This window comes from Paracoccus alcaliphilus (assembly GCF_028553725.1).
Taxonomy (GTDB): domain Bacteria; phylum Pseudomonadota; class Alphaproteobacteria; order Rhodobacterales; family Rhodobacteraceae; genus Paracoccus; species Paracoccus alcaliphilus.
This window is the reverse complement of sequence record NZ_CP067127.1, coordinates 1-25,775: the sequence shown is the minus strand read 5'-3', so window position 1 is coordinate 25,775 and position 25,775 is coordinate 1. Positions and strand designations below refer to the sequence as shown.

At 62.9% G+C, this 25,775-nt stretch carries 22 protein-coding genes and 2 pseudogenes; 7 read left to right on the top strand and 17 right to left on the bottom strand.

Going from position 1 to position 25,775, the window contains the following annotated elements; genetic code table 11:
* Positions 1-9: 9 nt before the first annotated feature.
* From tssJ to tssA, 9 genes are all read right to left on the bottom strand, one after another.
* On the bottom strand, positions 10-480 hold the full coding sequence (tssJ, locus tag JHW40_RS22415; RefSeq protein WP_090610285.1) for a type VI secretion system lipoprotein TssJ: 471 nt from the start codon (positions 478-480) through the stop codon (positions 10-12).
* On the bottom strand, positions 473-1,819 hold the full coding sequence (tagH, locus tag JHW40_RS22410) for a type VI secretion system-associated FHA domain protein TagH (protein ID WP_090610286.1): 1,347 nt from the start codon (positions 1,817-1,819) through the stop codon (positions 473-475). The genes tssJ and tagH overlap by 8 nt, the downstream gene beginning before the upstream one ends.
* On the bottom strand, positions 1,816-2,889 hold the full coding sequence (tssG, locus tag JHW40_RS22405; protein ID WP_090610287.1) for a type VI secretion system baseplate subunit TssG: 1,074 nt from the start codon (positions 2,887-2,889) through the stop codon (positions 1,816-1,818). The genes tagH and tssG overlap by 4 nt, the downstream gene beginning before the upstream one ends.
* Positions 2,853-4,736: a type VI secretion system baseplate subunit TssF gene (gene tssF / locus JHW40_RS22400; RefSeq protein ID WP_090610288.1), complete on the bottom strand. Its 1,884-nt coding sequence runs from the start codon at positions 4,734-4,736 to the stop codon at positions 2,853-2,855. Before tssF ends, tssG begins: the two co-directional genes overlap by 37 nt.
* On the bottom strand, positions 4,736-5,455 hold the full coding sequence (gene tssE, locus JHW40_RS22395; protein WP_244519087.1) for a type VI secretion system baseplate subunit TssE: 720 nt from the start codon (positions 5,453-5,455) through the stop codon (positions 4,736-4,738). The genes tssF and tssE overlap by 1 nt, the downstream gene beginning before the upstream one ends.
* Positions 5,456-5,481: 26 nt before the next feature.
* The gene (locus JHW40_RS22390; protein WP_090610289.1) at positions 5,482-5,955 is read right to left on the bottom strand and encodes an Hcp family type VI secretion system effector; all 474 of its coding nucleotides are present in this window, start codon (positions 5,953-5,955) and stop codon (positions 5,482-5,484) included.
* 132 nt (positions 5,956-6,087) lie between these two features.
* Positions 6,088-7,596: a type VI secretion system contractile sheath large subunit gene (gene tssC, locus JHW40_RS22385; RefSeq protein ID WP_170851702.1), complete on the bottom strand. Its 1,509-nt coding sequence runs from the start codon at positions 7,594-7,596 to the stop codon at positions 6,088-6,090.
* Between the two features lie 2 nt (positions 7,597-7,598).
* Positions 7,599-8,138: a type VI secretion system contractile sheath small subunit gene (gene tssB, locus JHW40_RS22380; RefSeq protein ID WP_090610291.1), complete on the bottom strand. Its 540-nt coding sequence runs from the start codon at positions 8,136-8,138 to the stop codon at positions 7,599-7,601.
* A 37-nt stretch (positions 8,139-8,175) separates the two neighbouring features.
* Complete coding sequence (gene tssA / locus JHW40_RS22375) at positions 8,176-9,315, bottom strand: type VI secretion system protein TssA (protein WP_090610292.1); 1,140 nt, start codon at positions 9,313-9,315, stop codon at positions 8,176-8,178.
* 254 nt (positions 9,316-9,569) lie between these two features.
* On the opposite strand from tssA, the gene JHW40_RS22370 reads away from it, so the two are divergent.
* From JHW40_RS22370 to JHW40_RS22345, 6 genes are all read left to right on the top strand, one after another.
* Positions 9,570-9,998 (top strand): DUF6484 domain-containing protein, encoded by a 429-nt coding sequence (locus JHW40_RS22370; RefSeq protein WP_090610293.1) that lies wholly within the window; start codon positions 9,570-9,572, stop codon positions 9,996-9,998.
* 98 nt (positions 9,999-10,096) lie between these two features.
* On the top strand, positions 10,097-11,149 hold the full coding sequence (locus JHW40_RS22365) for a DUF2169 family type VI secretion system accessory protein (RefSeq protein ID WP_170851703.1): 1,053 nt from the start codon (positions 10,097-10,099) through the stop codon (positions 11,147-11,149).
* A complete protein-coding gene (locus tag JHW40_RS22360; RefSeq protein WP_090610295.1) occupies positions 11,146-12,201 on the top strand; it encodes a beta-ketoacyl synthase N-terminal-like domain-containing protein in 1,056 nt (351 codons plus the stop codon). The genes JHW40_RS22365 and JHW40_RS22360 overlap by 4 nt, the downstream gene beginning before the upstream one ends.
* Entirely contained in the window at positions 12,198-13,100 is a 903-nt protein-coding gene (locus JHW40_RS22355) for a DUF4150 domain-containing protein (protein ID WP_090610296.1), read from the top strand. Before JHW40_RS22360 ends, JHW40_RS22355 begins: the two co-directional genes overlap by 4 nt.
* 21 nt (positions 13,101-13,121) lie before the next feature.
* Positions 13,122-13,595, top strand: coding sequence for a hypothetical protein (locus JHW40_RS22350; RefSeq protein WP_090610297.1), 474 nt, complete (start codon positions 13,122-13,124; stop codon positions 13,593-13,595).
* 1 nt (position 13,596) lies between these two features.
* On the top strand, positions 13,597-14,619 hold the full coding sequence (locus tag JHW40_RS22345) for a hypothetical protein (RefSeq protein ID WP_090610298.1): 1,023 nt from the start codon (positions 13,597-13,599) through the stop codon (positions 14,617-14,619).
* A 414-nt stretch (positions 14,620-15,033) separates the two neighbouring features.
* Here the strand turns inward: JHW40_RS22345 and gfa are convergent.
* The 3 genes and pseudogenes from gfa to JHW40_RS22330 all read right to left on the bottom strand — a co-directional run.
* Positions 15,034-15,600 (bottom strand): annotated as a pseudogene (gene gfa / locus JHW40_RS22340) (S-(hydroxymethyl)glutathione synthase); the annotation flags it as partial.
* Positions 15,601-15,854: 254 nt separating this feature from the next.
* Complete coding sequence (locus tag JHW40_RS22335; protein WP_170851705.1) at positions 15,855-16,577, bottom strand: class I SAM-dependent methyltransferase; 723 nt, start codon at positions 16,575-16,577, stop codon at positions 15,855-15,857.
* 18 nt (positions 16,578-16,595) lie between these two features.
* The gene (locus JHW40_RS22330) at positions 16,596-18,611 is read right to left on the bottom strand and encodes a polysaccharide pyruvyl transferase family protein (RefSeq protein ID WP_170851706.1); all 2,016 of its coding nucleotides are present in this window, start codon (positions 18,609-18,611) and stop codon (positions 16,596-16,598) included.
* Positions 18,612-19,004: 393 nt separating this feature from the next.
* Here JHW40_RS22330 and JHW40_RS22325 point away from each other — a divergent pair, with 393 nt between their 5' ends.
* Entirely contained in the window at positions 19,005-21,167 is a 2,163-nt protein-coding gene (locus JHW40_RS22325) for an esterase-like activity of phytase family protein (RefSeq protein ID WP_090610302.1), read from the top strand.
* Positions 21,168-21,220: 53 nt separating this feature from the next.
* Here the strand turns inward: JHW40_RS22325 and JHW40_RS22320 are convergent.
* From JHW40_RS22320 to repA, 5 genes and pseudogenes are all read right to left on the bottom strand, one after another.
* Positions 21,221-21,508, bottom strand: a pseudogene (locus JHW40_RS22320) (DUF2149 domain-containing protein); the annotation flags it as partial.
* Positions 21,509-21,562: 54 nt separating this feature from the next.
* Positions 21,563-22,147 carry a TonB-dependent receptor plug domain-containing protein gene (locus JHW40_RS22315; RefSeq protein ID WP_419182491.1) on the bottom strand — a complete coding sequence of 195 codons (585 nt, stop codon included), beginning with the start codon at positions 22,145-22,147 and terminating at the stop codon, positions 21,563-21,565.
* A 145-nt stretch (positions 22,148-22,292) separates the two neighbouring features.
* Positions 22,293-23,444: a plasmid replication protein RepC gene (gene repC / locus JHW40_RS22310; protein ID WP_090618084.1), complete on the bottom strand. Its 1,152-nt coding sequence runs from the start codon at positions 23,442-23,444 to the stop codon at positions 22,293-22,295.
* Between the two features lie 181 nt (positions 23,445-23,625).
* Entirely contained in the window at positions 23,626-24,591 is a 966-nt protein-coding gene (gene repB, locus JHW40_RS22305) for a plasmid partitioning protein RepB (protein WP_090618082.1), read from the bottom strand.
* Positions 24,588-25,775, bottom strand: coding sequence for a plasmid partitioning protein RepA (repA, locus tag JHW40_RS22300; RefSeq protein WP_090618080.1), 1,188 nt, complete (start codon positions 25,773-25,775; stop codon positions 24,588-24,590). Before repA ends, repB begins: the two co-directional genes overlap by 4 nt.

The following is a 25,775-nucleotide window of genomic DNA, read 5'->3' as shown; positions in this document are numbered from 1 at the left end:
CACCAAATCCTAGCCCGTGCTGACCGTCAGGCCACCCCGTCCGACCGAAATGCTCAGCCCGGTCGAGGCGGGGGGCACCGCAATCCGCTGGCGCACCGTCCGCCCCGTCGGGTCGCGAAACCCTGCCGTCACGCCGATGGCCGTGACCCCCGGCTGCACGGCGATGGATCTGGCCCCCGAGCCGCCGGGCGCCAGCACGATCTGTTCCGCCCTGACCAATTCGCTGCCAAGGGCGGCAGCCGGATCCTGCAACGCGAAATAGTCGGCGCCGTCGAATGCCGCGGTTCCCGAAAGTTGCAGGATGCTGACCGTCACCGGCCGGTCAGCGCCATCGGGGCCGGGATTCATGCCCGCCGATCCCTGCGCCGTCACCGCCAGCACGGTTGGCGGCGTCGGCGCCTCGGCCCCGCAGCCTGCCAGCATCACCGCCCCGGCAGCGCCGGTTGCCAGAAAGGTTCTTCTGTGAAGATCGCTAGTCATCTCGCCTCCTCCCATCATTTTCATATGCGTCGCGGAAATCCGCCCCGACCTCGCCCAGAAACTGATCCTCGGCCGAGCGGGCGATGTCGCGATAACGTTCCTGATAAAGCCGCCACAGCTTGGCGCTGCGCCCGCCCGCGATCAGATTTTCCAGAACGCCGACATTTTCCATGGCAGCCTCGATCCCTTCGGGGTCGAACCGGTCGATCATCCGCCGCAAGGCGGTCTGAAGGGCGCTCCAGGTGCGCAGCTCGTGATCGGTCAGATCCCGGAATGCCTCTCGCAGGGCGTCGTCGGGGCCAAGATAACCGCGCCCGCGCGGCTCTATGAAGCTTGCCATCACCTCTTCGGGCGACGCGAGAAACTTCAGCGGGTTCACGTCCGCGCTGGCGATGATGGTCTGTGCGACACGGGCCTTTTGCTTGGCCTGGGCACGGGTGCGCAGCAATTGCATGACCCCTTCGACCAGCAGGCGCATGGACTGGCCGATCCGCTCGGCCTGCCGCTGCGGATCGCCCGCGAACTGTGCCGGATCAAGACCCATGCTGCGCAGCAGGGCATCGCGCAGATCACCATCAGCGGGACGCGGCGCGGCAGAAACCGGCGCGGCGTCGGGCTGCGGCTGGCGGGATTCCGGCTGGGGTTCGGCTTCGGCAGGCGGTTCGGCGGACGAAGCGACCCAATCGGCAAAAAGATCGGGCGTGGCCGCAGGCGTGGGATCGGCAGGGGTCGCCGCGGCGGGGGACGAACTGTCGAAATAGCCGCCACTGCGATGCGGCGGCGTCTCGGCGGCCAAGGTCTGCTTGCGCAGATCCAGCGCGAAGTCGTCATCCTGATCCAGCGGCTTCGAGGGTTTCGGATCGCGGCGCCGTTCATAGTTGCGCCCGCCGCCCGACAGCCCGAACGGATCGGGCAAGGACGCGGGGCGTTCGATCGGTTCGGATGGCGGCTCGTCCGGTTTGCTGCCGAAGTCAAAGACCATCCGGCCGGTCTGCCCGGACGGCGCTGGTTCGGAAACCGGCGCGGCGGCATCCTCGACCCGCAGCACGACATCGCCCATGCGCAACCGCATCCCCGGCTCGATGACCACCGCATTTCCGGTTCCAACCGGATTGGCGGCATTGTCGATGAACAGCCCGCCGCTGGACGCATCGGTGGCCAGCATCTGCCCATCCTTCTCGGTCAGGATGCAATGCTGGCGCGATACGAACATGTCGGGATCGTTCAGCGTCCAGTCGGCATCGTCGCCACGACCGATGACCACCCGCCCGCCCGTAAAGATGTATTCGGTTACCGCCTGAGCAAGCGGCGCGGTTTCGACGACCAGCCTGACCTTCATGCCGCGCTCCTTTCCCGGCTGCCCGCCGCAGCCGACCGGATGATGTCGCGAAAGCACAGATCGCCCGCATCCGCGCCGGTTTCGGGATCGACCCAGGTGGTGCGGCCAATGCGGCAGTTGCCCAGACGGGCCGGCGGCACCTCGGGCGCGGCAAGGATCAGCCGCAGGTTGAAATCGACATCGCTGCCCTGGACGAAAACCAGCGCATGGCGCAATCTGGCCCGGCTTTGCGGATCATTGGTGAAGTGGTCGAACTGCGGGCGTGACAGTGGCCCCAGCCGGATCTCGGCCCGCGACTGCCGGTCAAAGCGCCGCGCCCCGATCACCGCGCCGGTGCCCAGCCCGTGATGCCGGACCCCCAGCCGGGTTTGCAGATGTTCGGGAATGTCGATCCAGGTGCCGACGAATTCCACCAGCGTCACCGGCACCCCAAGCACGCTTTCCAGAAAGGTGGTCAGCCGTTCGAGGCTGCGGGTCTCTTGCGCCAGAGAGGTGGCGTGCCGCAGTTTCGCGCCGTCGAGGCGGCTGTCGTCGCTGCGGCTGCCGGGCAGGCCCATCCCGGCCATCGCCCGCATCATGGCGACGACCCGACCGCCATCGTCATGGGCGATATGGATACCGGCACGCGCATCGGCCCAAGCGCGCCAGTACAGCGCCAGCATCCGGTGTTGCAGCATGTTGATGAAGTCCAGAAAGGACGTGTCCGCCGTCGCGCCGCTGTCGTTGCCTGAAAACCAGCGGCTGGACTGGCGGGCGATGATCCAGCGGGTCAGATGCAGGGGCATCGCGCCTTCCGGTCCGATCAGGCCCAGCACGTTCACCGCGATCGTCGGTTTGCCGCCATTCCGGTCGGGTCTGCCGGGGGTTAGTTCGGCCACGTCGCTGACTGCAAAGGATTGCCGTGCCGATTGCCCCAGCCGTGCCGGTTCGGCCCCCGCACCGCCAGCCCTGCCAAAGCGCATGGTCGCCGTTTCCAGCCGCCGCAGCAGCTCGAAGAAATCCGAGCGGGCAATGTCGGGCAACGGCGCCGGGATCAGATCAGGGCGCGTGTGCCGGTCGTCATCGGCCATATCACCTCCGTTTGCGACTGGGTCAGCCGGGTTCGGGTCCGGACAAAGGAATTGATCGCCGCATAGCGCGCGAAAAGCCGGGCCAGCAGCGCAGACAGCAGCAACTGGCTGCCCCCCGACAATACGGGCTCGTTGACGTCCAGCGTGATTTCCGTGCCATGCGCGAAACACAGCGGCCCGGCGATCTGAAGCCGCTCGATCACCGGACGCGACCGCACCCGGCCAAGGGCATCGCCATGCCGGGCCAGTGCCGGATCGCCCCGGTCGGCGTAAAGCCGGATCAGGGCCCTCAGCGGCTCGGCGTCCTTGTCCTCGACCGCCAGCGACAGGTGATCGAGGCTGAGCTGCGCGATCCAGCGCCAGGTCAGATCGTCCATCCGCGCCTCACCCGTTGCGCCGGACGGCAGGCTGGCCCGCAACGAGGCGCGCGGACGCCGCATCGGACCCAGCAGCCTGACCTGCTGCACCGGGTCGCCGGTCTCCAACGTCAGGGTTGGCCGGTCGTCCAGTATCGGCAGATCGCGATTGGTGCAGAGCGCGCGGATATCCAGCTGCCTGACCGGTGCCCCCCTGCGACCATCGGCGGGACGAGCCACCGAGATATAGAGGTCATCGCCGGAATAGCTGGACCGGGTCTGCCCGCGCCGGACCTCTTCGGTGTCGGGGCGGCGCGGACGACGCTCGGTCGTATAGACGTGGCCGCTTTCGGACCGTGCCCCGACCGAGATCAGCGGCGCGATCCGGGCCTGCGGACCCTCGACCGCAGCATCATCGACACGCAGCAGGCGATAGATCTCGAAGTCCCGGGGCCGGGTCCGGTCGGCATGGACCGGATGTGCCGACCGCCCCTCGCGCAGTTCGACAATGTTGCATTCATGTTCGAACAGATTGACCAGCGGCGTGGAAAACAGCCGGAAGTCCTCAAGCGTCACCCCCGACAGTTCGGCCCGCTGATCCGACAGCAGGATCACGATCTCGGCCGCCATCTGTTCCTCGGTGCAGGCACCGATGGCGCGGGCAAGGCCGCCAAGCCGGAAGAAGTGGAACCGCTCGGGCATCAGGAAATATTCGCGCAGCAACCGATAGCCCTCGAAGGACTGGCGCACGCGCGGCAATAACGCCTCATCATCGTCAATTCCGACCATTGCCGGTGGGGTGATCGGCACGAAGGAAGTTTTCGCGTCCGCAGGTCGGGCGAATGCACCGATGCCGAATCCGAAAACCGAATCGAAGATCGCTCCGCCGCGCTGGCCCGCGCCGAAGAACACCGGCAGCGAATCCAGCATCAGTTCGGACAGGGCGCCGGCGCCCTCACGGCGGATTTTCAGCCGAAGCCCCGCCAATGCGTCACGGGTGGCGCGTTCGGACAGCCCGGCCTGTGCCAATGCGCCCTTGTCCTGCAAATAGTCCACCGAAGCCAGCTGCACCGGCCACAGATGCACCGTCTGCGCCGTGGTATAGGTGCAGCGGGTGCGCAACCCCTCGCGCAACGCCGAAATCAGCCGCGTGCCGCGACGCACGGCATATCCATCCGCCATCCGGCCGACCTGCGGGCCGGGCGTGAATTCGGCCATGGCCATGGCCGGCGCAGGACCAGCCAGATCGGGATACAGCGTGTCGATCATGTCCCGCACATAACGGCTGGATTCCGCATCGACCTTCAGCCGCGTGCGCGCGGCCAGATAGGCCACGCCTTCCAGCAGCCGTTCGACATAGGGGTCCGGACAGGGCACCGAATCCAGCGACAGGTTGCGCGCCACATTGGGATGAAGCTCGGCGAATTCGGTCGCCAGCGAGCGGATATGCTGCAACTCCTGCTCGTAATAATCGAGAAAGGCCCGATCCATCACCGCTCCTCCATGCGGGTTTCCGCGCGCCCGCTGTCCAGATCGACCATCGTGGACAGGCGCAGCCGCTCGGGCACCGGCGACAGCATCAGAAGCGCGTCGATCAGGATCCGCAGCCCGGTCTTTTCGCCGGTCGCCACGGTGACACGGATCGATTCGCGTTTCAGCCGTGGCTCGAAGATCGTCAGCACCTCCTTCAATTCGCGCGCCAGCGCCTCGTGGTCGAAATCCGATCCGCGCCGCCCCGAAAAGGCGGGCACGCCGTAATTCAGCACCGAACGCCGGACCTCGGGATAGTTCCTCAGCAGTTCGGCAGGGCTTTCGCTGGTCATCATCTGCTGTTCGGTCAGCAGGTAATCCGCCTCCAGCCGTTCGATGTTGAACAGCATCTCGATATCCCGGCGCACGGCCTCGCGCAGGACATCGGATGTCACGATGACGCCGCCTTCCTCCAGCTGATGCTGGCGTTGCACGATGTGTATCAGCCGGTGCGCCCGGCGCCGTGTCTGATCGTCCAGCGCGGTATTCGCCTGAATCGCGCGAACGCCGCTGGCAAGCAATTCCTCGACCGCCCGGTCAGACCCCAGCGCCTTGCCCAGCTCTCGCCGCAGGGCAGCGGCTTCGGCGCCCAACCCGTGCAGGTCATCCTTCAGGCGGTCCCACAAAGAGGGCTGGACCGCCTCGCGGATGGCCTGTGGCGTATCGATCCGTTCTGCCACCTGTCAGTTCCGCCCGCAGCCGGGTCTCACGTGGCCGCCAGGATGTCATATTCGACCTCGTGCTCATTGCCCGCAGTCAGATCGTCGGTATCTTCGAGATACTTCATCTTGAGCGAGTCGAAGCTGAGGTTGAAGGAGTCCATCGGACGATCACCACTGGCAGAAGTGTTGTAGTCCTCGACGATGGTATTGGTCATCGTGATGATCAGAAAATCGGAATGCGCATCGCCCTGATCCTTGCGCAGGGCCAGAACGACATCGCCCAGATTCTTGGCCTTGAGACAGGCCAGCGCCAGATAAGGCGATGAGGCGTCGAAATCCTTGCTGATCGCCACCGACTGCACCTGGGCCAGGCCGGGTTCGCGCTGACCGCCCGTGTTGCGGAAGGTATTGCGGTTTACGCCCCAGCTGAAGCTATGGATGATGATTTCGTCCTCATGATCGGATCGCTTGCTTTCGCCGTTGATGTCCGGGATCTTCAGATAGCCGTTGGATGCCATGGGATTGTCCTTTCATCATGTGTTCAGGGGCGCGTGGCCCCGGTCATCCCGACGGCCGGTGGCCGCGGGCCGAAGGGCGGGCCGATCTGCGGCCAGTCCCGGTTGCATGGCGGCCTGCGCCGCGATGGGCCGTCAGCTTTTGACCGAGGGCAGTTCGGACACCAGACGCAGGCTGGCGTTGATACCCTCCAGCTGATAATGCGGGCGCAGGAAGAAACGGGCATTGTAATATCCCGGCCGCCCCTCGACGCTGTCGACCTGAACCTCGGCGGCGGCCAGCGGGCGCTTCGCCTTGGCGCGATCATCGGCCATGGCCGGATTGGCCAGCACATAGCGGTTGATCCATTCGGACAGCCATTTCTGCATATCCGAGCGTTCCTTGAACGTGCCCACCTTGTCGCGCGCGATGGCCTTGAGGTAATGCGCGAAACGCGACACCGGGAACAGATAGGGCAGGTTGGCCGACAACCGCTCGTTGGCCTGCGCATCGGGATCGACCAGCCGCCCGGCCCGGGTCTCGTCATCCTGCAGGCTGTGCGCGCCGATGAAGGCGGCGACATCGGTATTCTTGCGATGCAGGATCGGCATCATCCCCAGCTTGGCCAGTTCGGCCTCGCGCCGGTCGTCGATGGCGATTTCGGTGGGGCATTTCATCGACATGCTGCCATCGTCGGTCGGGAAACTGTGCACGGGCAGGTTCAGCACCGTACCGCCCGATTCCACGCCGCGGATCTGGGTGCCCCAGCCATAGAGCTTGTGGCTGCGGTTGATGTTCACGCCCATCGCGAAGGCCGCGTTCATCCAGACATAATGGTCGTGCTTGCCGTCGATCTCTTCCTCGAAATCGAAGCCCTTCACCGGGACCGTATCGGCGCCATAAGGCAGCCGCCCCAGCACCCGTGGCATGGTCAGCCCGATATAGCGGGCATCCTCGCTTTCGCGCAGCGACTGCCAGCTGGCATATTCCGGCCCCGAGGCGATCTGCTGAAGGTCCTGCGGGTTGGGCAGTTCCTGCCAGCTTTCCATGCGGAACAGTTGCGGTGCTGCGGCAGCAATGAAGGGCGCATGGGCCGAGGCGCAGATCCCCGACAGGTTCCGCAGCATCCCGACATCCTTCGGTTTGTGCGAGAACTCATAGGCCCCGACAATGGCGCCAAGCGGCTCGCCCCCGAACATCGAATATTCGTCGGTATAGACCTTCTTGAAGACCGGCGACTGATCCCACATCTGGCCTTCGTAATCTTCCAGGATATCGGCCAGTTCGTCCTTCTTGATGTTGAGGACCCGGATCTTCAGTTTCGCGTCGGTCTCGGTGTTGTTGACCAGATAATGCAGACCGCGCCATGTGCCCTCGATCTGCCGCACCTGCTCGTCATGCAGGATTTCGTTCATCTGCCGGGTCAGGATCTGGTCGATCCCGCTGATCAGCGACTTGATGGACTTGACCGCATTTCCCGAAATGGTCGCCGTTCCGGAACGCTCTTTCGCGGCAAGGGCAAGATTGGACACCAGCGCCTGCAACTTTTCGCCGCCACTGTCCCGAACCCGGAAGTCCTTTTCCAGCAGATCGCTGAATTCGGCCAGATCAATGGCTTCGGCTTCGGCAGCACCTGCGGCAGCTTCCTGCTTTTCTTCGGCCATTCTCAGCCCTCCTCACCCGTTTTCGCCGCCGCCATCGCCTGTTCGGCAGCCTGTTGCAGCAGCGGTTCATTGTTCAGCAACTGGGCGATGCGTTTTTCGGCATCGACCTTGCCGTCCATATAACTCAGCAGCTCCTCCAGCTGCCGGCGCATCTTCAGCAACTCGTTCAGTGCGGGCACCTGTTCGGCGATCTTGTCGGGGGCGAAATCGCTCATGCTCTTGAAGCTGAGATCGACAAACAATTCCTCATCGGCCTCTGCCTCGCCCGGGGCGGGAAGGGTGTTGGGAACCCGTGTTTTCACCCGGGGGGCCAGCGATTCCATGAACTTGTTGAATCGGCCCGCATCGGTTTCGACAAAACTTCGCTCTCCGACCGGTTTTTTTGCCTCGCGGGTTTCGGATACGCCAGCAAGGTCCGCCATGACGCCCATAACGAAAGGAAGCTCGATCGTGGTCGGGCTGCCATAATGTTCGACATCATAAGCGATCTGGACGCGGGGCGCCCTGTTTCTTTCGATTGTCTTCTGTTTACTCTCGCTCATTGCCGTTCCTATTTATTTACCTGACATTTGCCGTTAGTCATTGTTTTCTGGTCTCTTCGATCCCCGCTATATTGCGGAACTCCTTTAATCCCGACGGCGCGACCTCTTCCATCAATTGCAGAAAATCCATTGCCACCATGCGGCGCAGGCGGCGGGTGACATGCGGAATCGGGCTGGATGGTTCGGTGCGTTCGTAAAAGGCCACGATCCGGTCCAGAGCCGCCTCGACATCGCTGCGTGAATTGATTTCGCCGGGGCGGACGCTGGCGGTCGAGGCCTCGGCCAGTGCGGGAATCGCCGCACCGTTCGCGCCGCTGATCCCGGCGGATTCAGCAGGCGGGTCGATCACGTCAGAGCCGCTTTCGGAAATGGCCTTTTCCAGCGCCTTGCGGCAATTGGTCAGAACCTCGGTCAATGCGGGCAGCGACAGACCCGGCGTGGCGCCGAAACCGGCCATCTCACCATAGGTGGCGCAGAGCGTTTCGATCCCCGCCAGACAGGCCCCGATTCCTGCGACCATCGCCGCGATCTCGTCCGCTTGCTCGGCCGCCATCGCCCGGCTGGCCAGTTTGGCGCGCCCGGCCCGGTCATTGTGCCTTGCAAGGATCGCGTCCTTTTCCGTCTGGCTAAGCCCCGAAGCCGCGCGGGCCAACACCTCGAAATCCGAAAGGGAAATCGCGGCAAGATCGTTGAACGGAACCGGCCCGATGCCGCGCGGGGCGAAAGCGATCCCGAAACGCAGGTCGCACAACAGGCCGTTGTCGTCGTTTTCCAGTTGTCGCAGCGCATTGGTTCGCGCCATCGCCGCCATCTGCGGGTCGTCACGCTCGCGCCGGACCGGATGAATGCTGTCCCAGTAATCGCCGATGCTGCGCACCAGCAGTTGCAGACCCTGCGACAGCCCTTCGAACCCCTGAGTGGCAAAGAGGCCGCGGACCAGAACCACCAGCAGTCTCAGATCGCGGCCATCCGCCGCCAGCGCCTGACCCTCGGACAGGATCGCCGTCCAGTCCACCGGAGGCGCGGCCTCATTGACCGAGCCGTCACCCTTTATGCGATGCTGGCGCGCGGCAGGTTCAAGCAGACGTTCGATTGCATGAAAACGTGCATCATTCCTGAGGTCCACACCCGAGGGTTGATCTCCTGCCAGCGGAAAAAGGAGGCCATCCGTGTCCATACCACGAAACCTTCCCAGGGGATAATGAATAGCGGCGGAATGAATACCTTGAATGAAGTGTTGCAGATGAAGGCGATTCTTGCAACTCTTTCAAGAAAGGCGACTACTGGCCGATCCGTTCATATGAAAGGCGCGCAAACGGGTCCCGAATATGTTTCCGCGCTCCTTTCACAAGATAATCGACAACAGGCTTGGTGAATCTTCGTTGCCGTGAAATATTATCAATTCACGTCTCGCCGACCGAGAGGCAGCTTATGGATGTCAAGGATCGTTTGAATGGCGTTGTGATCGGGCTTCTGTTGGGGTTTCGCGACGGAGCGCCACTGGTGGTATTTCCCTCGAACGCCGAAGATCATGCAATTCCGGCGCGCAGCCTGACCCCGCTGTCCTTCGGGGATGCGGGCGCCGAGGTTGCGCTGTTATTCGAAGATGGCGATTTGTCCCGCCCCCTGATCATCGGCCGGATCGTCGAGCTGGCCCACCGCGATGCGCCCGAAACGCCGCAGGTCCTGCGCGATGGCGAGACCGTGAAGATAACGGCCGGTCAGCGGATCGAATTGCGGGTCGGCAAATCCGCGATCATCATGGACAAGGATGGCCGGATCACCATTCGCGGCCAGAACCTGATCAGCCACGCCTCCCGGTCGAACCGCATCCGCGGCGGCTCGATCGACCTGAACTGATGCCATGTCTGCTGTTGTCCACCTGACGTCATCCTCACCGCCTGCGGGCTGGTGGCCGGTGATCGCCGCGCGCAATCCATCCGGGGAGTGTTCAGGCCGTGTGGCTGCTGACGAATGAAACGCCCTTTGCGGCCGAGCGGACCTGGACCCGCGACGAACGCGGCGCCGAGTTCTGGCTGGTGGCGATCCGGGCGGCCTTCACCATAGATCCCGACAACCGCCAGACCCCGGCGGAAAAGCAGACCGAGGTGCAGCGCGCGCCGGTCTTTGCCGGTGATCCGCTGACCTCGGACATGCTGACCGACAGCGATTTCGCGCTGCACAAGGATGGCACCGATGTGCTGATCCAGGGGCGGGCGCATGCGCCGGGCGGTCAGCCCACGTCCTGCGCGCGGGTGCGCCTGAAGCTGGCCGATATCGACAAGACGCTGATCGTGCATGGCGAGCGGCGGCTGTTCAAAGGCGGTGCGGGTCTGGGCATGACCGCGGCCGAACCATTCCTGACCATGCCGCTGCTGTGGCGACGCAGCTATGGCGGCTGGGACAGGCAGGGCCGGACCGAGGACTGGCTGCCCGAAAATCCCGCCGGGGTGGGGTTCGCCACCAGCCCCGATCACCTTTATGAAACGCAGGCGCCGAATGTGGAATATCCCGATGCGCCCTATCGCGGGCCGGATTCGGGCCGTCCTGCCGGTCTGAGCCCCGTGGCGCATCACTGGCAGCCGCGTGCGCGCTATGCCGGGACGTATGACGAGACGTGGCAGAAGACCCGCGATCCGCTGCTGCCCGCCGATTTCGACCGACGCTATTTTCGCTGCGCGCCCGCCGATCAGCAGACGCAGAAACCGCTGGTCGGATATGAACAGGTCCGGCTGGGCGGCATGACCCCCGACGGGTTCTGGGCATTCACCCTGCCACGGATCGTTTTCGATGTGATCACAAGCTTCCGGGGGCGTGGCGATATCCGTCAGCAACCGATGATCCATACCCTGTGGCTGATGCCCGAATATCGCCGTTTCGAGATGGTCTTTCTGTCCGCACTGGAAGTGCCGCCGGGACGCGAGGAAAAGCTTGTCGGCACCCTCATCCGCCTGCGCCGCCGCGTCGGCACACCGGCTTCCACGCAGGCAACGGGGGTATGGATACAATGACGACCGGCCCCCCCCTGATCCTTGGCATCGGCGCACGCACCCCCCTGGGCTTCGACCGTGCAGCCAGCGCCGCCGCCGTCCGCTGCGGTATCTCGGCCATTGCCGAACATCCTTCCATGATCGACCGTTTCGGCATGCCCATGAAGGTGACGCGCGATGCGGCGCTGGATGTCGCGCTTGCCGGTCCCGAACGCCTGGCGGCGCTGACCCTTGCCGCCGCTGCCGAGGCGCTGGCACCGCTGGCGGGCGTCCCGTCGCTGCCGCCGATCACCATCGCCCTCAGCCTTGGCGAACAGCGTCCGGGTCAGGGGCCGCAAACGGGTGCCGCCGTCGCCGACGCGATCCGGTCGCGGCTGGACGCCAGTCTTGATCCGAACCGGATCCTGCACTGGATGGGCGGGCATGCCGGCGGCATCATGGCGATGGAGGCGGCGGGCCGGCTGATAGCCTCGGGGCGGGCCGGGCTGGTGCTGGCGGGGGGCGTGGACAGCTATCTTGCCGCCGATACGCTGGAATGGCTGGACGAGACCGAGCAGCTGCATTCCGACGACAACATCTATGGCTTCTGCCCCGGCGAGGCGGCGGGCTTCGTGCTGATGGCCGCCCCCGAAACCGCGCGGCGTCTGGGCCTGTCGCCACTTCTGCAAGTTGCCGGCATCGGTTCGGGGATCGAGACGAACCTTATCCGGACCGAAGATATCGTGCTGGGCGACGGGCTGGCAGAGGCGTTTCGGGGCGCACGCGCCGGGCTGGACCCGGACCGGCCTGTCGATCAGATCCTGTGCGACATGAACGGCGAACGCTATCGCGGCAATGAATACGGCTTTGCCGTGCTGAAAAGCGCGGGCCTGTTCCGTGATGCCGCAGATTTCATCGCACCCGCCGATTGCTGGGGCGATGTCGGGGCCGCCTCGGGTCCGCTTTGTGTCGCGCTGGTCGCCGAAGCTGTGGCGCGCGGCTATTCCAAAGGCCCGCTCAGCTTGATCTGGGCCAGTTCCGCGGCAGGCCAGCGCGCCGCCGCGATCCTGCGCCAACCGGAGGACCGCAGATGACAACCCATATCATCGTGAACGGCCTGGGACTGACCTACAAGGGCACGATCGGCATCTCGACCGCGACGATCCCGGATGTCTGCAAAACCCCCTCGCCCGGCGGCCCGGTCCCGATCCCCTATCCCAACATCGCGACGCAATCGACGCTGAAGGGCGGCACCACGACCGTCAAGGCCAAGGGCCAGATGATCGCGGTCAAGGGGTCGCAATACGCATCCTCGAACGGCGACGAGGCCGGGACGGCAGGCGGGGTGAAATCCGGCGTCAACATGAAGGCGACGGACTGGATCACCTATTCCTTCGACGTGAAATTCGACGGCAAGAATGCCTGCCGCCACACCGACAAGATGTTCCACAATAACCAGAACGCGGCGAATCTGGCGGGTGGGATCGATCCGCAGACCGGTAAGAAATACGTCCATGAATGCGGTGAGGTGGGCAGCTATGGGACATTGTGCAATCAGAAGCGGACCGATGGCAAGTTCGAGCGCGACCATGTGCCCGCCAAGGCGCAGCTGAAAGCGCGGGCTGCGAAGACCAAGAGTTTCCGGGCCATGTCCAAGAACGGGCAGGCATGCGTAAAAGCGACCCTCGAATATCGGGGACTTGCCATCGTCATTCCCATATCCGCCCATCGCGGCTACAGCGCGACATGCGGCCAACGCAATTCACCTGCCCGCATCAGCGGCGACAGCCGAAGCTCTGCCAACATGAAAAAGGCCATCAATCGCGATCTCGGGGCGGTGCAGAAGCATCTCGACAAAAAAGCAAAAAAAGGGACCAAGAAAGACAAGGCCTGCGCCGCCGCCTACAGGAAGGCCGCGCGCAAGGTCCGCAGACAGGACCCGGACAAGATGATCAAAAAGGCCATTGCCGATTGCAAGAAGAAGCACCCATAGAGACATGGAAGGATCGCATCGATGAAAACCCCCGGTAATGCCAGCTATGCCGATTGGGCACGCCATTTCGGCAAATCGACGCTGGATCCCGGACTTGTCGCTGAATTCCGCGCAGCCGGTTTGACAAAGGTTCCGGTCATCCGCCGCGACGATGTCCACGAAAGTGAAGACATCGGTGCGCTGACGGTAAACGTCATGGACCCCTCGCTTTTCGGGAACAAAGGTCGGCTCGGGCAGGGTGTGGGAATACTGGCGGGCATCGCCATCCATCTCGGGGATTATGGCGACCTGGGCTATGCCGGGCCGTTGCCCTTCTCGGTCGATCGCGGGGACACGCGAAAATCGCTTCGCAAGAAGCTTGGCAGGCCGGACGATTCCGACGACGACGAATGCTGGGACGAATGGATCATTGATGGCCTTGAGGTCACCGCCATGTATTCGGACGACTTCGCGGATATCATGACTCTAACCGTTTTCCTGCCCGAGGAGGAATGACGTGGCCACCCCCGATCCGATGATCGCCTGCCTTGGTCTGCCCCATGACGATCCCGGCATCGTGGGGTTGCTGCGTCGGTTTGCGATCACACGGACGCCCACGGTCGAACGCGACGCCTTCGAGGAACCTGCGGATGCCGAAATTTCATCGCCGCAGGACTGGGTGTCGAACCTTGCCCGGGGCATCGAGTTCGGGTTCGAGGATGAGGCGGCATTTACAGGCGAGCCTCCGGATGTCTGGGGCCTTGGCCCAATGCTGCTGACACAGATCTACCTCTATGCGGATCACCCCGAGGCAGCGACCTATGAGGGCGCGCTGCCCTTTGGTCTCGATCACGGCGACGACCGCGCGGGGGTGCGCGCCAAGCTGGATCCGCAGGCAAAAGAGCGTCGTTCCCGCGATCTGGACAGCTGGAGTTTCGAGGGCTTCATGGTCACGGCCGGCTATCTCGACAACGGCAAGCTGTCATTCATCGTGCTGCTTTTTGCGCCACCGAAGCCGCCATTGGACCCCGGCCTTGCCGCCATATGCCCCACACCGGATCAGATCCTGGGTATTCTTGGCGCGTCGATCCACGACGAGCGGTTGAAAGAGGTGCTTCGTCCGCTCGGCCACCGCCACAGATACCAGCGACGCGGCGAAGACCTGGCGATCATGGATCTGCGCGACGATTTTGGCGCCTATTTCGAGTTTGAACCATCAGAGGAGATCACCATTCTGTCGCGGGTGCTGCTTCTGGGCGATCAACGCTTTGGTTCAGCAATCTGGCCCGGCCCTTTACCGGGTGGTCTGCGCTTCGGTGCTGGCTGGTCCGATATTCTGGAAAGGGCAGGACGCCTGCCTGACGGCGAAGCCGAGGCCGACTTCATCCTCTACGCCGACTGGCAAAGCGACCGCCACGTCAGCCGCATCGAATATTCAACAATGACGAACGAATTACTTGCCATATCGATGCATCTAGCGGCTTCCGTAATGGGCCAGATTGCAGAGGGGCCCCGTGCTGGTGACGGCCGCCCGACTTGATCCGCAAACTCGTGCGATAAATGCAAGAGGGACTGGCCGGGCTTGATCGGCGCATCGCGTCCTGCAACCGCAGGATCCGTGTGCCGTTCCGAACCGACGAGGCATGCCACCTGTCGGATCTTGTCGAGAGGGCGTGCGGGGATGCGTCTATCGGATCGACATCGCTGAACGGCGACCTGCGCGCCCCGCGAAGCACCACCCCCGTCGTTGGCATGCGGATGGTGAATCACGTTCCTCAAAATCAAGAGGCCGGGGTGAGGTCATCAAAGCCCCCTATTGCCGACCTCCGCCGAACAGCTTGTTCAGCAACCGGGTGAGCATCGATTCGCTTTCCCGAACGGGTGGCGTCGAAGCCGGTTCCTGCTGCGGTGGAGGAGGTGCGCTTTGCCGTGCCCCGGCGGGTGCGGGTGTCGCCTGTTGCTTTGCGACATGGGTCGCAATCGCATCCATCAATGGCGGCGACAATGTGTCATAGGGATGAAGCCCCAGCTCTCGCAGGCGGCCACGGATCCCATCCATTCGGGACGGATCGACACCGGATTCGATAACCGAGCTGACGAAAGCTGCGAATTCCGGCGCGGACCAGCCTTCTTCAGCGGACAACTCGGTATGCACGAAATCAAGCCCATAGAACGGATGGTCCCGATTTTCGATCCGCCCATACATATGCACACCGCAATCCCGGCAGCGATAACGCTGAATGGGCGCTTGAGCGTTCACGATATCCAGCTTGTCGCCGTTCTCCAGCACCTCGACCGCGTCTCGCGATACGACGGCGACCTGACTGAAGATCGCACCATCGGGTTTCCAGCATTTGGTGCAGCCGCAAACGTGGTTATGCGCGGTTTGCGCGCCAACACGAAGCTTCACAGGGTTGCTGGCGCAATGACAACTCAGAACGCCACCGGAAAAATCCGGATTGCCTTTTCTTATGCCATTATCGACGGCAGGGTGAATAAGCACCCTCTCGGTATTTGCCATGGTCCTCTCCTCCGATGACCAGATGAACCCAAGCCTCGCCCGGACGGGAGGGTTCAGCAAGTTAGCAGAAAGTGGCAGATCCGGGCATCGCGATCAAGGATTTGTACCCGACCGCTGCTGCGAACCATGCCGGACCGTCCTATTGGTACGAGTCCGGATTGCCCGCGATCATCCCAACTTTCGGGTCGCGCGTCCGTGGTCAGACTTCACCTCGCAGTCCGCCATGATCTTATCCGGATCGCCTCATAGTACCATTAACCCCTGATCAGCACGCCAAAGCGGTTGTTCACGATGGCGACGAAATCATGGTGCCCCATCCGCATCATGCAGCGAAAGCCTTCGCGCGCGGAATCGGAATAGGACAGGTCGTCCACCACGATGATCGATTGCGGCGCCATCCAGCCGATCAGCGACCTGAAGCTGCGCAGCATGCTGTCCTTGTCATGCATGCTGTCGATGAAGGCGAAATCGACCTGCGCCGCGCCCGACAGATGCGCCGCAAAGCCCGCGAAGCTGCCCCTGATGACCTGCGACCCCGGATCGACCAGATTGACCGAGGCCTGCGCATGGGTGGCGTAATCCGAAATCTCGAAGGACAGCAGCATCCCGCCCCCGGCCTGCCGCGCGGCGGCGGCCAGATACATCGAGGAAATGCCGAAACCCGCCCCGTCCTCAAGGATCAGTCGTGCCTCGATGCTGCGCGCAAGGTTGAACAGCACCGCACCATAGGCGGGCGAGATCGCCAGCAGGTCCGGGGTCACCCGCGCGGGCGAACGGTTGGGCGCCTGATAGGACTGATGCAGCGGATGCGGCGCCAGCGACCGCAGGGCATTGCGACGATGCGCGATCTCGGCCAGAGCCGGGCTGTTGGGCGCGGCGTCCAGATGCTTGCGGAACCGGCTGCGATCCCAGTTGGCCGAGTTTTCGCGCAGATAGGTCACTTTCAGGGGCATAGGCTTGCCCGACGGCGCCGTCATGTTGTCACCCGTCATCGGTCAGACGGCCCGCAGCCAGCTTGTGGGCCGCGCCGGTTCCGTTCCGGAGGCCAGCCAGTCCACCGCCCGTCGCCGGATATCCGGCGCCAGCGTGAAGGGCGCCGCGTCCAGCAACCCGACGATATCGATGCGCCGCCGTGCAGGCAGGAATGCCAGCCGGTCCGCCGCGTCCTCGTCCAGCCGCGCAAGCGCCGACAGATCGGCCGCCTCTGGCGCGCGGTCATAGCCGATCGAGCGGTAGTAATCGTCGAACTTGATGCCGTCGCCGTGGATCTGCGTGGCGCTGCCCCGCACCGTGGCCAGGCAGGCCGGGATGCCATAGGCCTGCGCGATGATGACGCCGTGAAGCGAGGATGAGACGATCCGTTCGCAATCCAGCATCTCATCCAGAAAGGCCTCGATCTGGTCATAGCCCAGCCTGCGGATATTGATGCGCCGGATCTCGGGCGCGACCTCGGTGGCCAGTTCCTCATGCGTGAAATGCAGGATCAGTCCGGTCTTGCGCGTGGCGGCGTGGCGGCGGGGATGAAGGATCGGCAGCAGCCATGCCGGATCGCCGTAAACCTCGGGGCAAGAGCCGCCGCTGCGCAGCACCAGATCGCGGGTCAGCGGGCCGCGGACGGCGTGGTAATGCGCCCCCGCCGCAAGCCGGTCGTCGGAATTGGGCGTGCCGCTGCCCCAGACGCCGGTGCCATCCTTCGCGTATTTGATGACCGAACCGATGGCGCACAGCCCCTGCCCCCGCCCGGCCCATTGCGGCGGGATGCCGGTCAGCTTTTCGACGATATAGGGGTTGACGATATCGCCCAGATTGCCCGGATAGGGCTGTTCCCACCAGAACAGGCGGGTGCGGGCGGCATCACTGATGCCCATTTCCTTGGCCCTTCGGTCCAGCGAGGCGCGGAACATCCGGCTTTGCGCAAAGCTGATGACGGCATCAAGGCCGGTGGCCTCGATCTCGGCCATCAGCTGGCCGGCCTGCTGCCAGTCCCTGTCGGTCAGCGCCGAAAGCAGCCGGAAGCGCAGCCCATAGGGGAACAGATGCGCATTGTCGCGATACCGGTCCAACGCCCGCTGCAACTCGCCCCCACCGGGGATCCGGGCGGCGATTTCCAGCAGCTTGTGATAGCTGCCGTGATCCTCGGGGTCGCGCGTCAGGATGGCGTGATAATATTCGCAGACCAACTCGCGCTTGCCGGCCCGCGCCGCGTCCGAGATCAGGTTCAGCAGCACCGCCTTCTGGCTTTCGGGGCGCATGATGTCGGGGCTGTGCTGCAACACCTTGCCGCGATATTCCTTCACATTGCCGCTGTCGCCATGCAGGAAATAGGCGCCCGGCTGTTCGGGATCCTGCGGACGGGCGATGTCGTTGGGCGACAGGATCATCAGGCGCGGACGCGCGCTGGTGCGCCGGAACGCCTCTTCCAGAATGTAATCGTCGGTGAAATCGCCCGTGGTCTCGGCCTCGACGCGCTTGCATTCATACAGCAGTTCCAGCGTCTGGCGGGTATGGTTGAGGATAAGATAACCCGGATGAAACCGCCGGGCATAAAGCGAGAAATTCTCTTGCGGCAGAAACCGGAAGCCGCGCATGAAAACGCCGATGTCATAGGATCTGCTGCACAGCCCGTCCAGATTGCGCAAAAGCGTCGTGTCCACGTCCAGCCACATGATCGTGCTGCGGTGCTTGAGCAGCATCTTGCGATAGAAGCGGACCTTGGCGCGGCAGATCCCGCTCCAGCTGATGTTATCGGGGAAGGTGATCGGCTGAATGTCGTGGCGCATCCCCAGCTGATCGCAGCGGGCGCGCAATTCGCGGGCCTTTTCCTCGTAATATCCGCCCTTTGTATAGAAGCTGACAATGGTGATGCGTGGGGGTGGGGGCTCTGCCCGGGCCGGTCGTCTGGTCTGCGCGCGCAGGCCGAGGCTGGTCAGAAACCGGCGAGCGGAAAATGTCAGGCCGGGCATGAATCCCGAAAATTGTCGGGCGGTCATGCCGATGTCGCGGTTCGTCATATCAATCCATGTCTGATCGGGCAGCCGCGTGCCATTGGGCAGGACCGGGCCGATGAAAGGGGATGTGTTTGCCGAAACCGACCCGGGCGAGGCATCCGAAAAGGATGCCAATCGCTCATGCTGCTGTGCAGCAGCATCCGGGCGACTCTTTACGGGATCATTATTGCCAGTTGATCGTTCACGCTTCCATTCCAAAGAGTCCCGCCCAAGCAGCAATACTGTCCCCGATGTTGCGCCGCAGCGAATAAATTTATCCCTTTTGCAGTTGCAGCATCGCGGCCCTGTGGCGACTGACCCGCAGACGCGCGGGCGACATAAAACCGATATCCCTCTGTTACGCGGCTGTCTTGCGCCGCGCATAGGGTCCGCGCACTCATCACTTCAGGAGTCGCTATGACCGCCCGCCTTCTTTCCGCAGCCTCTGTCCTTGCGCTGCTTTCCAGCCCTGCCCTGTCCGACAGCTTCAACCGGATTGCCAGCTTTCCTGTCATCGCGAACATGGCCGATGGAGAGGATACCAGCCGCGAAAGCTCGGCCGAGATCATCTCGGTTTCCCATGACGGCAATACGCTGATCTATACCGACAGCCCGCTTGGGGTGGTCGGGCTGATCGACATCACCGATGCCGCTGCGCCGAAGCCGCTTGGCAATATCGCCATGAATGGCGAGCCGACCACGGCCCATATCATCGGCAACAAGGCTTTCGTCGGCGTCAATACGTCGGAAAGCTACAGCAATCCCTCGGGCAGGCTTGCCGTGGTGGATCTGGATCAGGCTATCGAGACCGGATCCTGCGATCTGGGCGGGCAGCCGGATTCGGTCGCCATTGCCCCCGATGGCAGCTTCCTTGCCGTCGCGATCGAGAATGAGCGGGACGAAGAGGCCGGTGATGGCGGTCTGCCGCAGATGCCTGCGGGCTTTGTGGTGAAACTGCCGATCACGGATGGCGATGTCGATTGCGCCGATCTGCAAAAGATCTATCTGACCGGACTGGCCGCGATCGGCGGCGAGGACCCCGAGCCAGAATTCGTCGATATCAATCAGAACGGCGAAATCGTCGTCACTCTGCAAGAGAACAACCACATCGTGGTCATCGGCGCCGATGGCACGGTTGCATCGCATTTCGACGCCGGTTCCGTGGCGCTGGAGAATGTGGACACAAAAACCGACGGCCGGCTGTCCTTCACCCAGAGCACCGACCCGATCGCCCGCGAACCCGATGGCGTGAAATGGATCGACGCCGATCACTTCGCCACCGCGAACGAGGGCGACTGGAAGGGTGGCAGCCGCGGCTTTACCATCTTCCACAAGGACGGCACCGTCATCTTTGAATCGGGCGCCTCGCTGGAACATGCCATTGCCGAAATCGGCCATTACCCCGAAAAACGCTCGCGCGCGAAGGGGGTCGAGATCGAAAGCGTCGAATTCGCCCGTTTCGGCGAGACCCCCTATCTGTTCGTCGTCTCGGAACGGGCGTCGGTCGTCGCGGTCTATGATCTGACTGACATGACTGCGCCGGAACTGGTTCAGATCCTGCCCTCGGGCATCAGTCCCGAAGGCGCGGTCGCGATCCCGTCGCGCAACCTGCTGGTCACCGCGAACGAGGCCGATCTGGGTGGCGACGGCGCCGCCCGCGCGCATGTGATGGTCTTTGAATTGCAGGAGGCGGCGCCCGCCTATCCGATGCTGACCTCGGCGGGTGCGGACAGGCTGATCGGCTGGGGCGCGCTTGGTGCGCTGGCCTCGGTCGAGGGCCGCGAGGGCCGGCTGTTCGCGGCATCGGACAGCGTCTATTCGGCCATGCCCTCGATCTATGAGATCGACATCACCTCGACCCCGGCCCGGATCGTTGACCAGATCGTCGTGACCCGCAATGGCGAGGCGGCGCAGAAGCTGGATATCGAGGGGATCACCTCGGACGGAGAAGGCGGTTTCTGGCTGGCCAATGAGGGCGACGCGGCCAAGCTGGTGCCCCATGCCATCCTGAACGTGGACGCAAACGGCGAGTTCAGGAAAGAGATTTCGCTGCCCGCCGAATTGCTGGCGCATCAGACCCGCTTTGGCGCCGAGGGCATCGCCAAAATCGGCGACAGGCTGTGGATCGCGATGCAGCGGGAATGGGGCGACGATCTCGAGGGGCAGGTCAAGCTGCTGGCCCATGATCTGAGCACCGGGGAATGGGGTGCGGTCCGCTATCCGCTGGAGGCCAAAGGCGATGGCTGGATGGGCCTGTCCGAACTGACCGTACAGGGCGATCATGCCTGGCTGATCGAGCGCGACAACCTGATCGGCGATCTGGCCAAGGTGAAGAAGATCTTCCGCGTAGCGCTGAGCGAACTGGAACCCGCCCCGCTTGGCGGCGACCTGCCGGTGGTGGCCAAGGAAGAGGTCCGCGACCTGATCTCCGAACTGCGGGCGTTGACCAATGGCTATGTCGTCGACAAGGTCGAGGGGCTGGCCTTCGACGCCGATGGCAATGCTTGGGTCGTGACCGACAATGACGGCGTGGATGACAGCTCGGGCGAAACGCTGTTCTGGAACCTCGGCAAGCTTTGACCCCGGCCACGGGCCGCTGACCCTGACGGGCTGGCCGCGCCTGGCGGCCAGCCTTCCGGGATATAGATCATCCGGCCATCGTCCAGCCGATAGGTGACACCCGCCCGGACCCCCTGCCCTTCGCCGATGCTGTCGCCGGCCTCATAGCTTTGCAGCGTTTCGCCCTGCTTGATGGTGACCCGCATGTCATCGGTGTCGGGGTTTTCGATCACGGTCACGCTGCCGGCCGCAAAGGGGCTCAGCGGATTTTGCAGGATCACGATTATCAGGATGCCGATCACCACCAGAAACAGGTCGATCAGATTGACCACCGGCAGGATCGGGTCGTCGTAGCCCGGTATTCGAGCGAAAGCTCCCTCAGAGTCGGGGCGCGAAAGCCCTTGACGATCAGCGCATTACTTTCTTGCCACAGCAGATAGGCGCGGACGGCCTTCGTCATCCGGGGTCGTGGCATTGGCGGAAACGGCCCCTTCCCAGCTGTCGCCCGGACGGCGGGTGATGACGTTGACCACACCCCCCAGAGCCTCGGACCCATAGAGCGATGACATCGGCCCCCGCACCACCTCGACCCGATCAATGGCGGCGGCGGGAATCCAGCCATGTTCGTAATCCGAATGAGCCACTGCTGACGCCGAAGTGCTGATGCGTGCCCCGTCCACCAGAACCAGCGTATGATCCGTATCCATGCCGCGGATCCTGATGCCGCGATTGCCCAGACCTATGCCATCGAGGGCAACGCCCGGCACGGCGGCCAACGCGTCGCTCAGATCATTCATTGGCCGTTGGCGCAATTCCTGACCGTCAATGACCGTGATGCTGGCAGGTGCGTCGCGCTGGCTGCGCTCTCCTTGCGTGGCGGTGATGACAATCGGCTCCAGAAGGAACGGCGTCTGGGCGTCCTGAGCAAGTGCGACCCCTGCCCCGCCGATCAGCAACAGGCCTATGATCGGCGATTTATGGGATATGAATCGTCGGATCATGTGGTTTTCTTTAGGTATTCAACGTAAATGATATGTTATTACATTTCATGAGTCAATGGGGCTCGTAGAGAAATTGAACTGCGCCTTGATTGATCCTGTGGACACGCCCCCTGCCCTACTGCCGCCGAGTTCACAGCTGTGAACTTCATGCTGCCTGGCGCATGAGGGACATGATCATCGGACTGGATGAGAAGCGATTTGCGGATGCCTTGGCTGCCAGGCTGCGCAGATAGGCGGCCGGAGACCTGATTTCCGTGAACCGCTGCAATATTGCAGCAACGGTGACCGAGGCTTCATTGATGCCCATTGCCGCCAGCGCCTCGTTCCAAACAGAGGCGCAGATGCCAAGCATGGGGCGAACCTTGTGGGCAAGCCGGGTGAAATCGTTCCAATGTCGGATCGGATCTTCGCTGTAAATCAGGATATCGGGACAAGCCTTCAGTACCAGATCAAGCGGAACCTTGTCGGTCGGATCGGCTTCCGGACTTTTCTCAGTCAGATCAGATTCAAAGGATTCTTTATTTGATCTCTGATGGTGCTGCTCATTTACGGCGTCATTGGTGCTCATTTGCGCTGTTTCGGCGGCGATGGACTGGGTGTCCAGAATGGCATGCAGCGCAGCAACCGCATCCCGAAGTCGTCGGGCAATCTGTTCCAGGTCGTCACGGTCGTTCTTGCGCCGCATGGCACGACTGACAAGGGCGATCATGTCGCGGAATGCATTCAGCGGGTGATCCGCGTCAAGACTGGCGGCATAGTCGATCAGGCCGATCAGATCGCGACGCATCAAGCTGATCGACTCGCGCAGCGCGGCACAATGCGCGGCCTCGGTGCGGGCGCGTTCGGCGGCGGCGCTGATGTCGTCAAAGCCATGCAGCAGCGGCGACAGATCAAAACCGAAGGCACGTGGCCCGTTCGGTCCGCGCCGGACATAGCGTTTGCCGTTGGGGCTGTCGCGGCGCAGGATGATGCCCGCACGAACCAGATTTGCCAGATGCCGCCGCATGGTCGAACAGGGCATGTCATGCAAGCGTTCGCAAATCGTGGCGTTCGACGGAAAGACCACCAGTCGGGCCGGGTCAGCAAGCTCATCTCCGGGATGAAAGCTGAGAAGCGCCTGAAGGACCGTCAGATCGCGGTCTGACAGGTCAAACTCGGCCCGGGCGGCAGATAGTTCGCGCAATGCAGCCCATTTATTGACGGCCTTACGCGACCGGGACTGCGCGTGACGTTCCAGATGCTGCATCTGCGCAGCATCCATCGCACGCCGGAATGACGTGATCGGGGTATATTCCATGATTTTTTGTCACGAAGACAAAGAAATCCCGCTCTGCGAATCACTGAGGACTTGCAGTCTGGTTTCGCGAGGACTACCTTGGATGTGCTACGATCAAAGGGGTCTCGTGAGGTTTATGCTTTGCGGGACCTTTTTCTTTGGCTTGCCCGTGCCTCCTTGCCTGTTGATTGCTGCTCTGACCTCAGCCGCCTCTTTTCCAGCGGTCGTGAAGTTCCTCCAATGCGGATTCGGCCTGTTCTTGCAGCCATTCCGCAAATTCTTCATCTTCGGTGCGGATCTCCAGCCGCAGCCCGTCCTTGGTGCGTGAAATCCGACCGGCGGGCTTGCCGTCAAGAAACAACGGGCGCGATTCCGGGCGGGGCTTCTGAGCGGGCAGGGTGGCCGCCTTTCGTAAATGCCGGGTTACCGCATCGAACGCTGCAACAGAGGGATCGGCAACATCCGGGCTTGTCGTCTGATGCGTCTGCACGGCGATATCGATTAGTTCCTGCGGCGCAATGCCGCTGGTTTCCAGATCGCGGACCATGGCCTCCCAACGCGGGCGGCCGACGCCATGCGCCGGCCCGATGGCCTGTACCAGATCGCGTCCGACAGCCCGGGCGACGGACAGCGCCATCGAGATGGCCGATTTCGTGACATTCAGCACCTCGGCCACCTCTGCCTGCGTGCCAAAGCCGGTTTCGGTCAGTTCCTGTGCAAAAAGCGCCCGCTCGATGAAGCTGAGATCGCGCCGGGCGGTGTTTTCCGACGCCTGTGCCCGCAATGCGGTCTTGTCGTCCATCGCGGCAATCATCGCGCGGACTTTGGTCACGCGTTCAGAGCCGCGCACCGCCTCCAGCCGCCTGCGCCCATAAACCAGCAGATAGCGTTCCGGATCATGCGGGTCGCGACGCACGAGGATCGGAACGGTCTGGCCGACCGATTCGATTGAACTGCGCAGATCCTCGACATCCTTCGGGTCCAGCCGGTCGGCGGTGCGATCGTCCGAGATCTGGCCGGGGTCCAGCTCCCAGATGCGGTGGCTGTCCACGGCATCGCGGGCGGAACGCAATGCGCGATTGGTCGTCATCATCGACGGCGCCGAGGCGGCGCTGGCCTGCGTCAGGCTGTCCAGCATCGACATGCGTCTTTTCTTGTTGTCGCTCATTCACGCCCCCACGTCTTCTGGATCAGCGCCGCGATTTCGTCATTCACCGCGTTCAGACTTTCGACCGCGCGGTCATAGGTCGAGCGGACGAAGGCCGATCGTTCGACCTCGTAAAGCGTCTGCTTGGTCAGGCCCGCATCGGAAATCGCGGTCGATTTCAGCATCGGCGCATTCAGCACCTTGTCGCCATACATGGTGCGCAAAAAAGCCACGATTCGGTTCTGCGGCGCGTCAGTCGGTTCATACCGGGTCAGAAGATAGCGCATCCAGTCATGTGACATATCGGCGCCGCTTTCGGCGATGACATCCATCAGATCGGCAGTCATGCGCAGGAACTGGCTCATCGACATGACGTCCAGCATTTCGGGGTGGATGGTCACCAGCACGCCCGTCGCCGCCGACAGCGCCGACATGGTCAGAAAGCCCAGTTGCGGCGGGCAGTCGATCACCACCACGTCGTAATCGTCATCGACCTGCGACAAGGCTTCACGCACGCGGAAAAAGAACAGCCCGGCATTGCCCTGCGCCAGGGCGCGCGGGGTCTCATGTTCGAACTCCATCAGTTCCAGGTTGCCGGGAATCAGGTCGAGATTCGGGATATAGGTTTTGCGGATCACCGCGCTGATCGGGGCAGGGTTGTCATAGCGGATCGCATCATACAGCGTGCCGCCATCGCGCAGGTCATATTCCGGCTGCACCCCATGCAGCGAGGTCAGCGAGGCCTGCGGGTCAAGGTCGATCGCCAGCACCCGATGCCCCTTCAGCGCCAGCCGTTGCGCCAGATGCGCGGCCGTCGTGGTCTTGCCCGACCCGCCCTTGAAATTCATCACGCCGATGATCTGAAGGTGATCGTCCCCGCGCCGTCCGGGCAGATAATCCCCCGGCTTTCGTGCTGTCTTTTCAAGAAGTTGTCGCAGATCCTGAATATTCTGCGCGGAATACAGCCTGCGGTTTCCAGAGGTCATTTCGGGAGAGGGGCCCTTGCCGTCCAGATGCAGTTTGCGCAGATAGCTGTCGTTGATATTCAGCAGTTGCGCCGCCTCGCCCGAGGTGAACTTGCGCATTTCCTTATGCGCGTCAGGCGGAAACAGATTCTCGCGCTGCGCGTGCAACTGGTTTGCCAGCCATTCCGAATGCTGGCGGATCACGGTATTCAGGTCTTCCTGAATATTGTCCTTGCTCAT

What these genes read in the sequence shown, in the direction of transcription:
- tssJ (WP_090610285.1), bottom strand. Translation starts at nt 480, where the DNA reads ATGACTAGCGATCTTCACAGAAGAACCTTTCTGGCAACCGGCGCTGCC.
- tagH (WP_090610286.1), bottom strand. Translation starts at nt 1,819, where the DNA reads ATGAAGGTCAGGCTGGTCGTCGAAACCGCGCCGCTTGCTCAGGCGGTA.
- tssG (WP_090610287.1), bottom strand. Translation starts at nt 2,889, where the DNA reads ATGGCCGATGACGACCGGCACACGCGCCCTGATCTGATCCCGGCGCCG.
- tssF (WP_090610288.1), bottom strand. Translation starts at nt 4,736, where the DNA reads ATGGATCGGGCCTTTCTCGATTATTACGAGCAGGAGTTGCAGCATATC.
- JHW40_RS22390 (WP_090610289.1), bottom strand. Translation starts at nt 5,955, where the DNA reads ATGGCATCCAACGGCTATCTGAAGATCCCGGACATCAACGGCGAAAGC.
- tssC (WP_170851702.1), bottom strand. Translation starts at nt 7,596, where the DNA reads ATGGCCGAAGAAAAGCAGGAAGCTGCCGCAGGTGCTGCCGAAGCCGAA.
- tssB (WP_090610291.1), bottom strand. Translation starts at nt 8,138, where the DNA reads ATGAGCGAGAGTAAACAGAAGACAATCGAAAGAAACAGGGCGCCCCGC.
- tssA (WP_090610292.1), bottom strand. Translation starts at nt 9,315, where the DNA reads ATGGACACGGATGGCCTCCTTTTTCCGCTGGCAGGAGATCAACCCTCG.
- JHW40_RS22370 (WP_090610293.1), top strand. Translation starts at nt 9,570, where the DNA reads ATGGATGTCAAGGATCGTTTGAATGGCGTTGTGATCGGGCTTCTGTTG.
- JHW40_RS22360 (WP_090610295.1), top strand. Translation starts at nt 11,146, where the DNA reads ATGACGACCGGCCCCCCCCTGATCCTTGGCATCGGCGCACGCACCCCC.
- JHW40_RS22355 (WP_090610296.1), top strand. Translation starts at nt 12,198, where the DNA reads ATGACAACCCATATCATCGTGAACGGCCTGGGACTGACCTACAAGGGC.
- JHW40_RS22350 (WP_090610297.1), top strand. Translation starts at nt 13,122, where the DNA reads ATGAAAACCCCCGGTAATGCCAGCTATGCCGATTGGGCACGCCATTTC.
- JHW40_RS22335 (WP_170851705.1), bottom strand. Translation starts at nt 16,577, where the DNA reads ATGACGGCGCCGTCGGGCAAGCCTATGCCCCTGAAAGTGACCTATCTG.
- JHW40_RS22330 (WP_170851706.1), bottom strand. Translation starts at nt 18,611, where the DNA reads ATGACGAACCGCGACATCGGCATGACCGCCCGACAATTTTCGGGATTC.
- JHW40_RS22325 (WP_090610302.1), top strand. Translation starts at nt 19,005, where the DNA reads ATGACCGCCCGCCTTCTTTCCGCAGCCTCTGTCCTTGCGCTGCTTTCC.
- JHW40_RS22315 (WP_419182491.1), bottom strand. Translation starts at nt 22,147, where the DNA reads ATGATCCGACGATTCATATCCCATAAATCGCCGATCATAGGCCTGTTG.
- repC (WP_090618084.1), bottom strand. Translation starts at nt 23,444, where the DNA reads ATGGAATATACCCCGATCACGTCATTCCGGCGTGCGATGGATGCTGCG.
- repB (WP_090618082.1), bottom strand. Translation starts at nt 24,591, where the DNA reads ATGAGCGACAACAAGAAAAGACGCATGTCGATGCTGGACAGCCTGACG.
- repA (WP_090618080.1), bottom strand. Translation starts at nt 25,775, where the DNA reads ATGAGCAAGGACAATATTCAGGAAGACCTGAATACCGTGATCCGCCAG.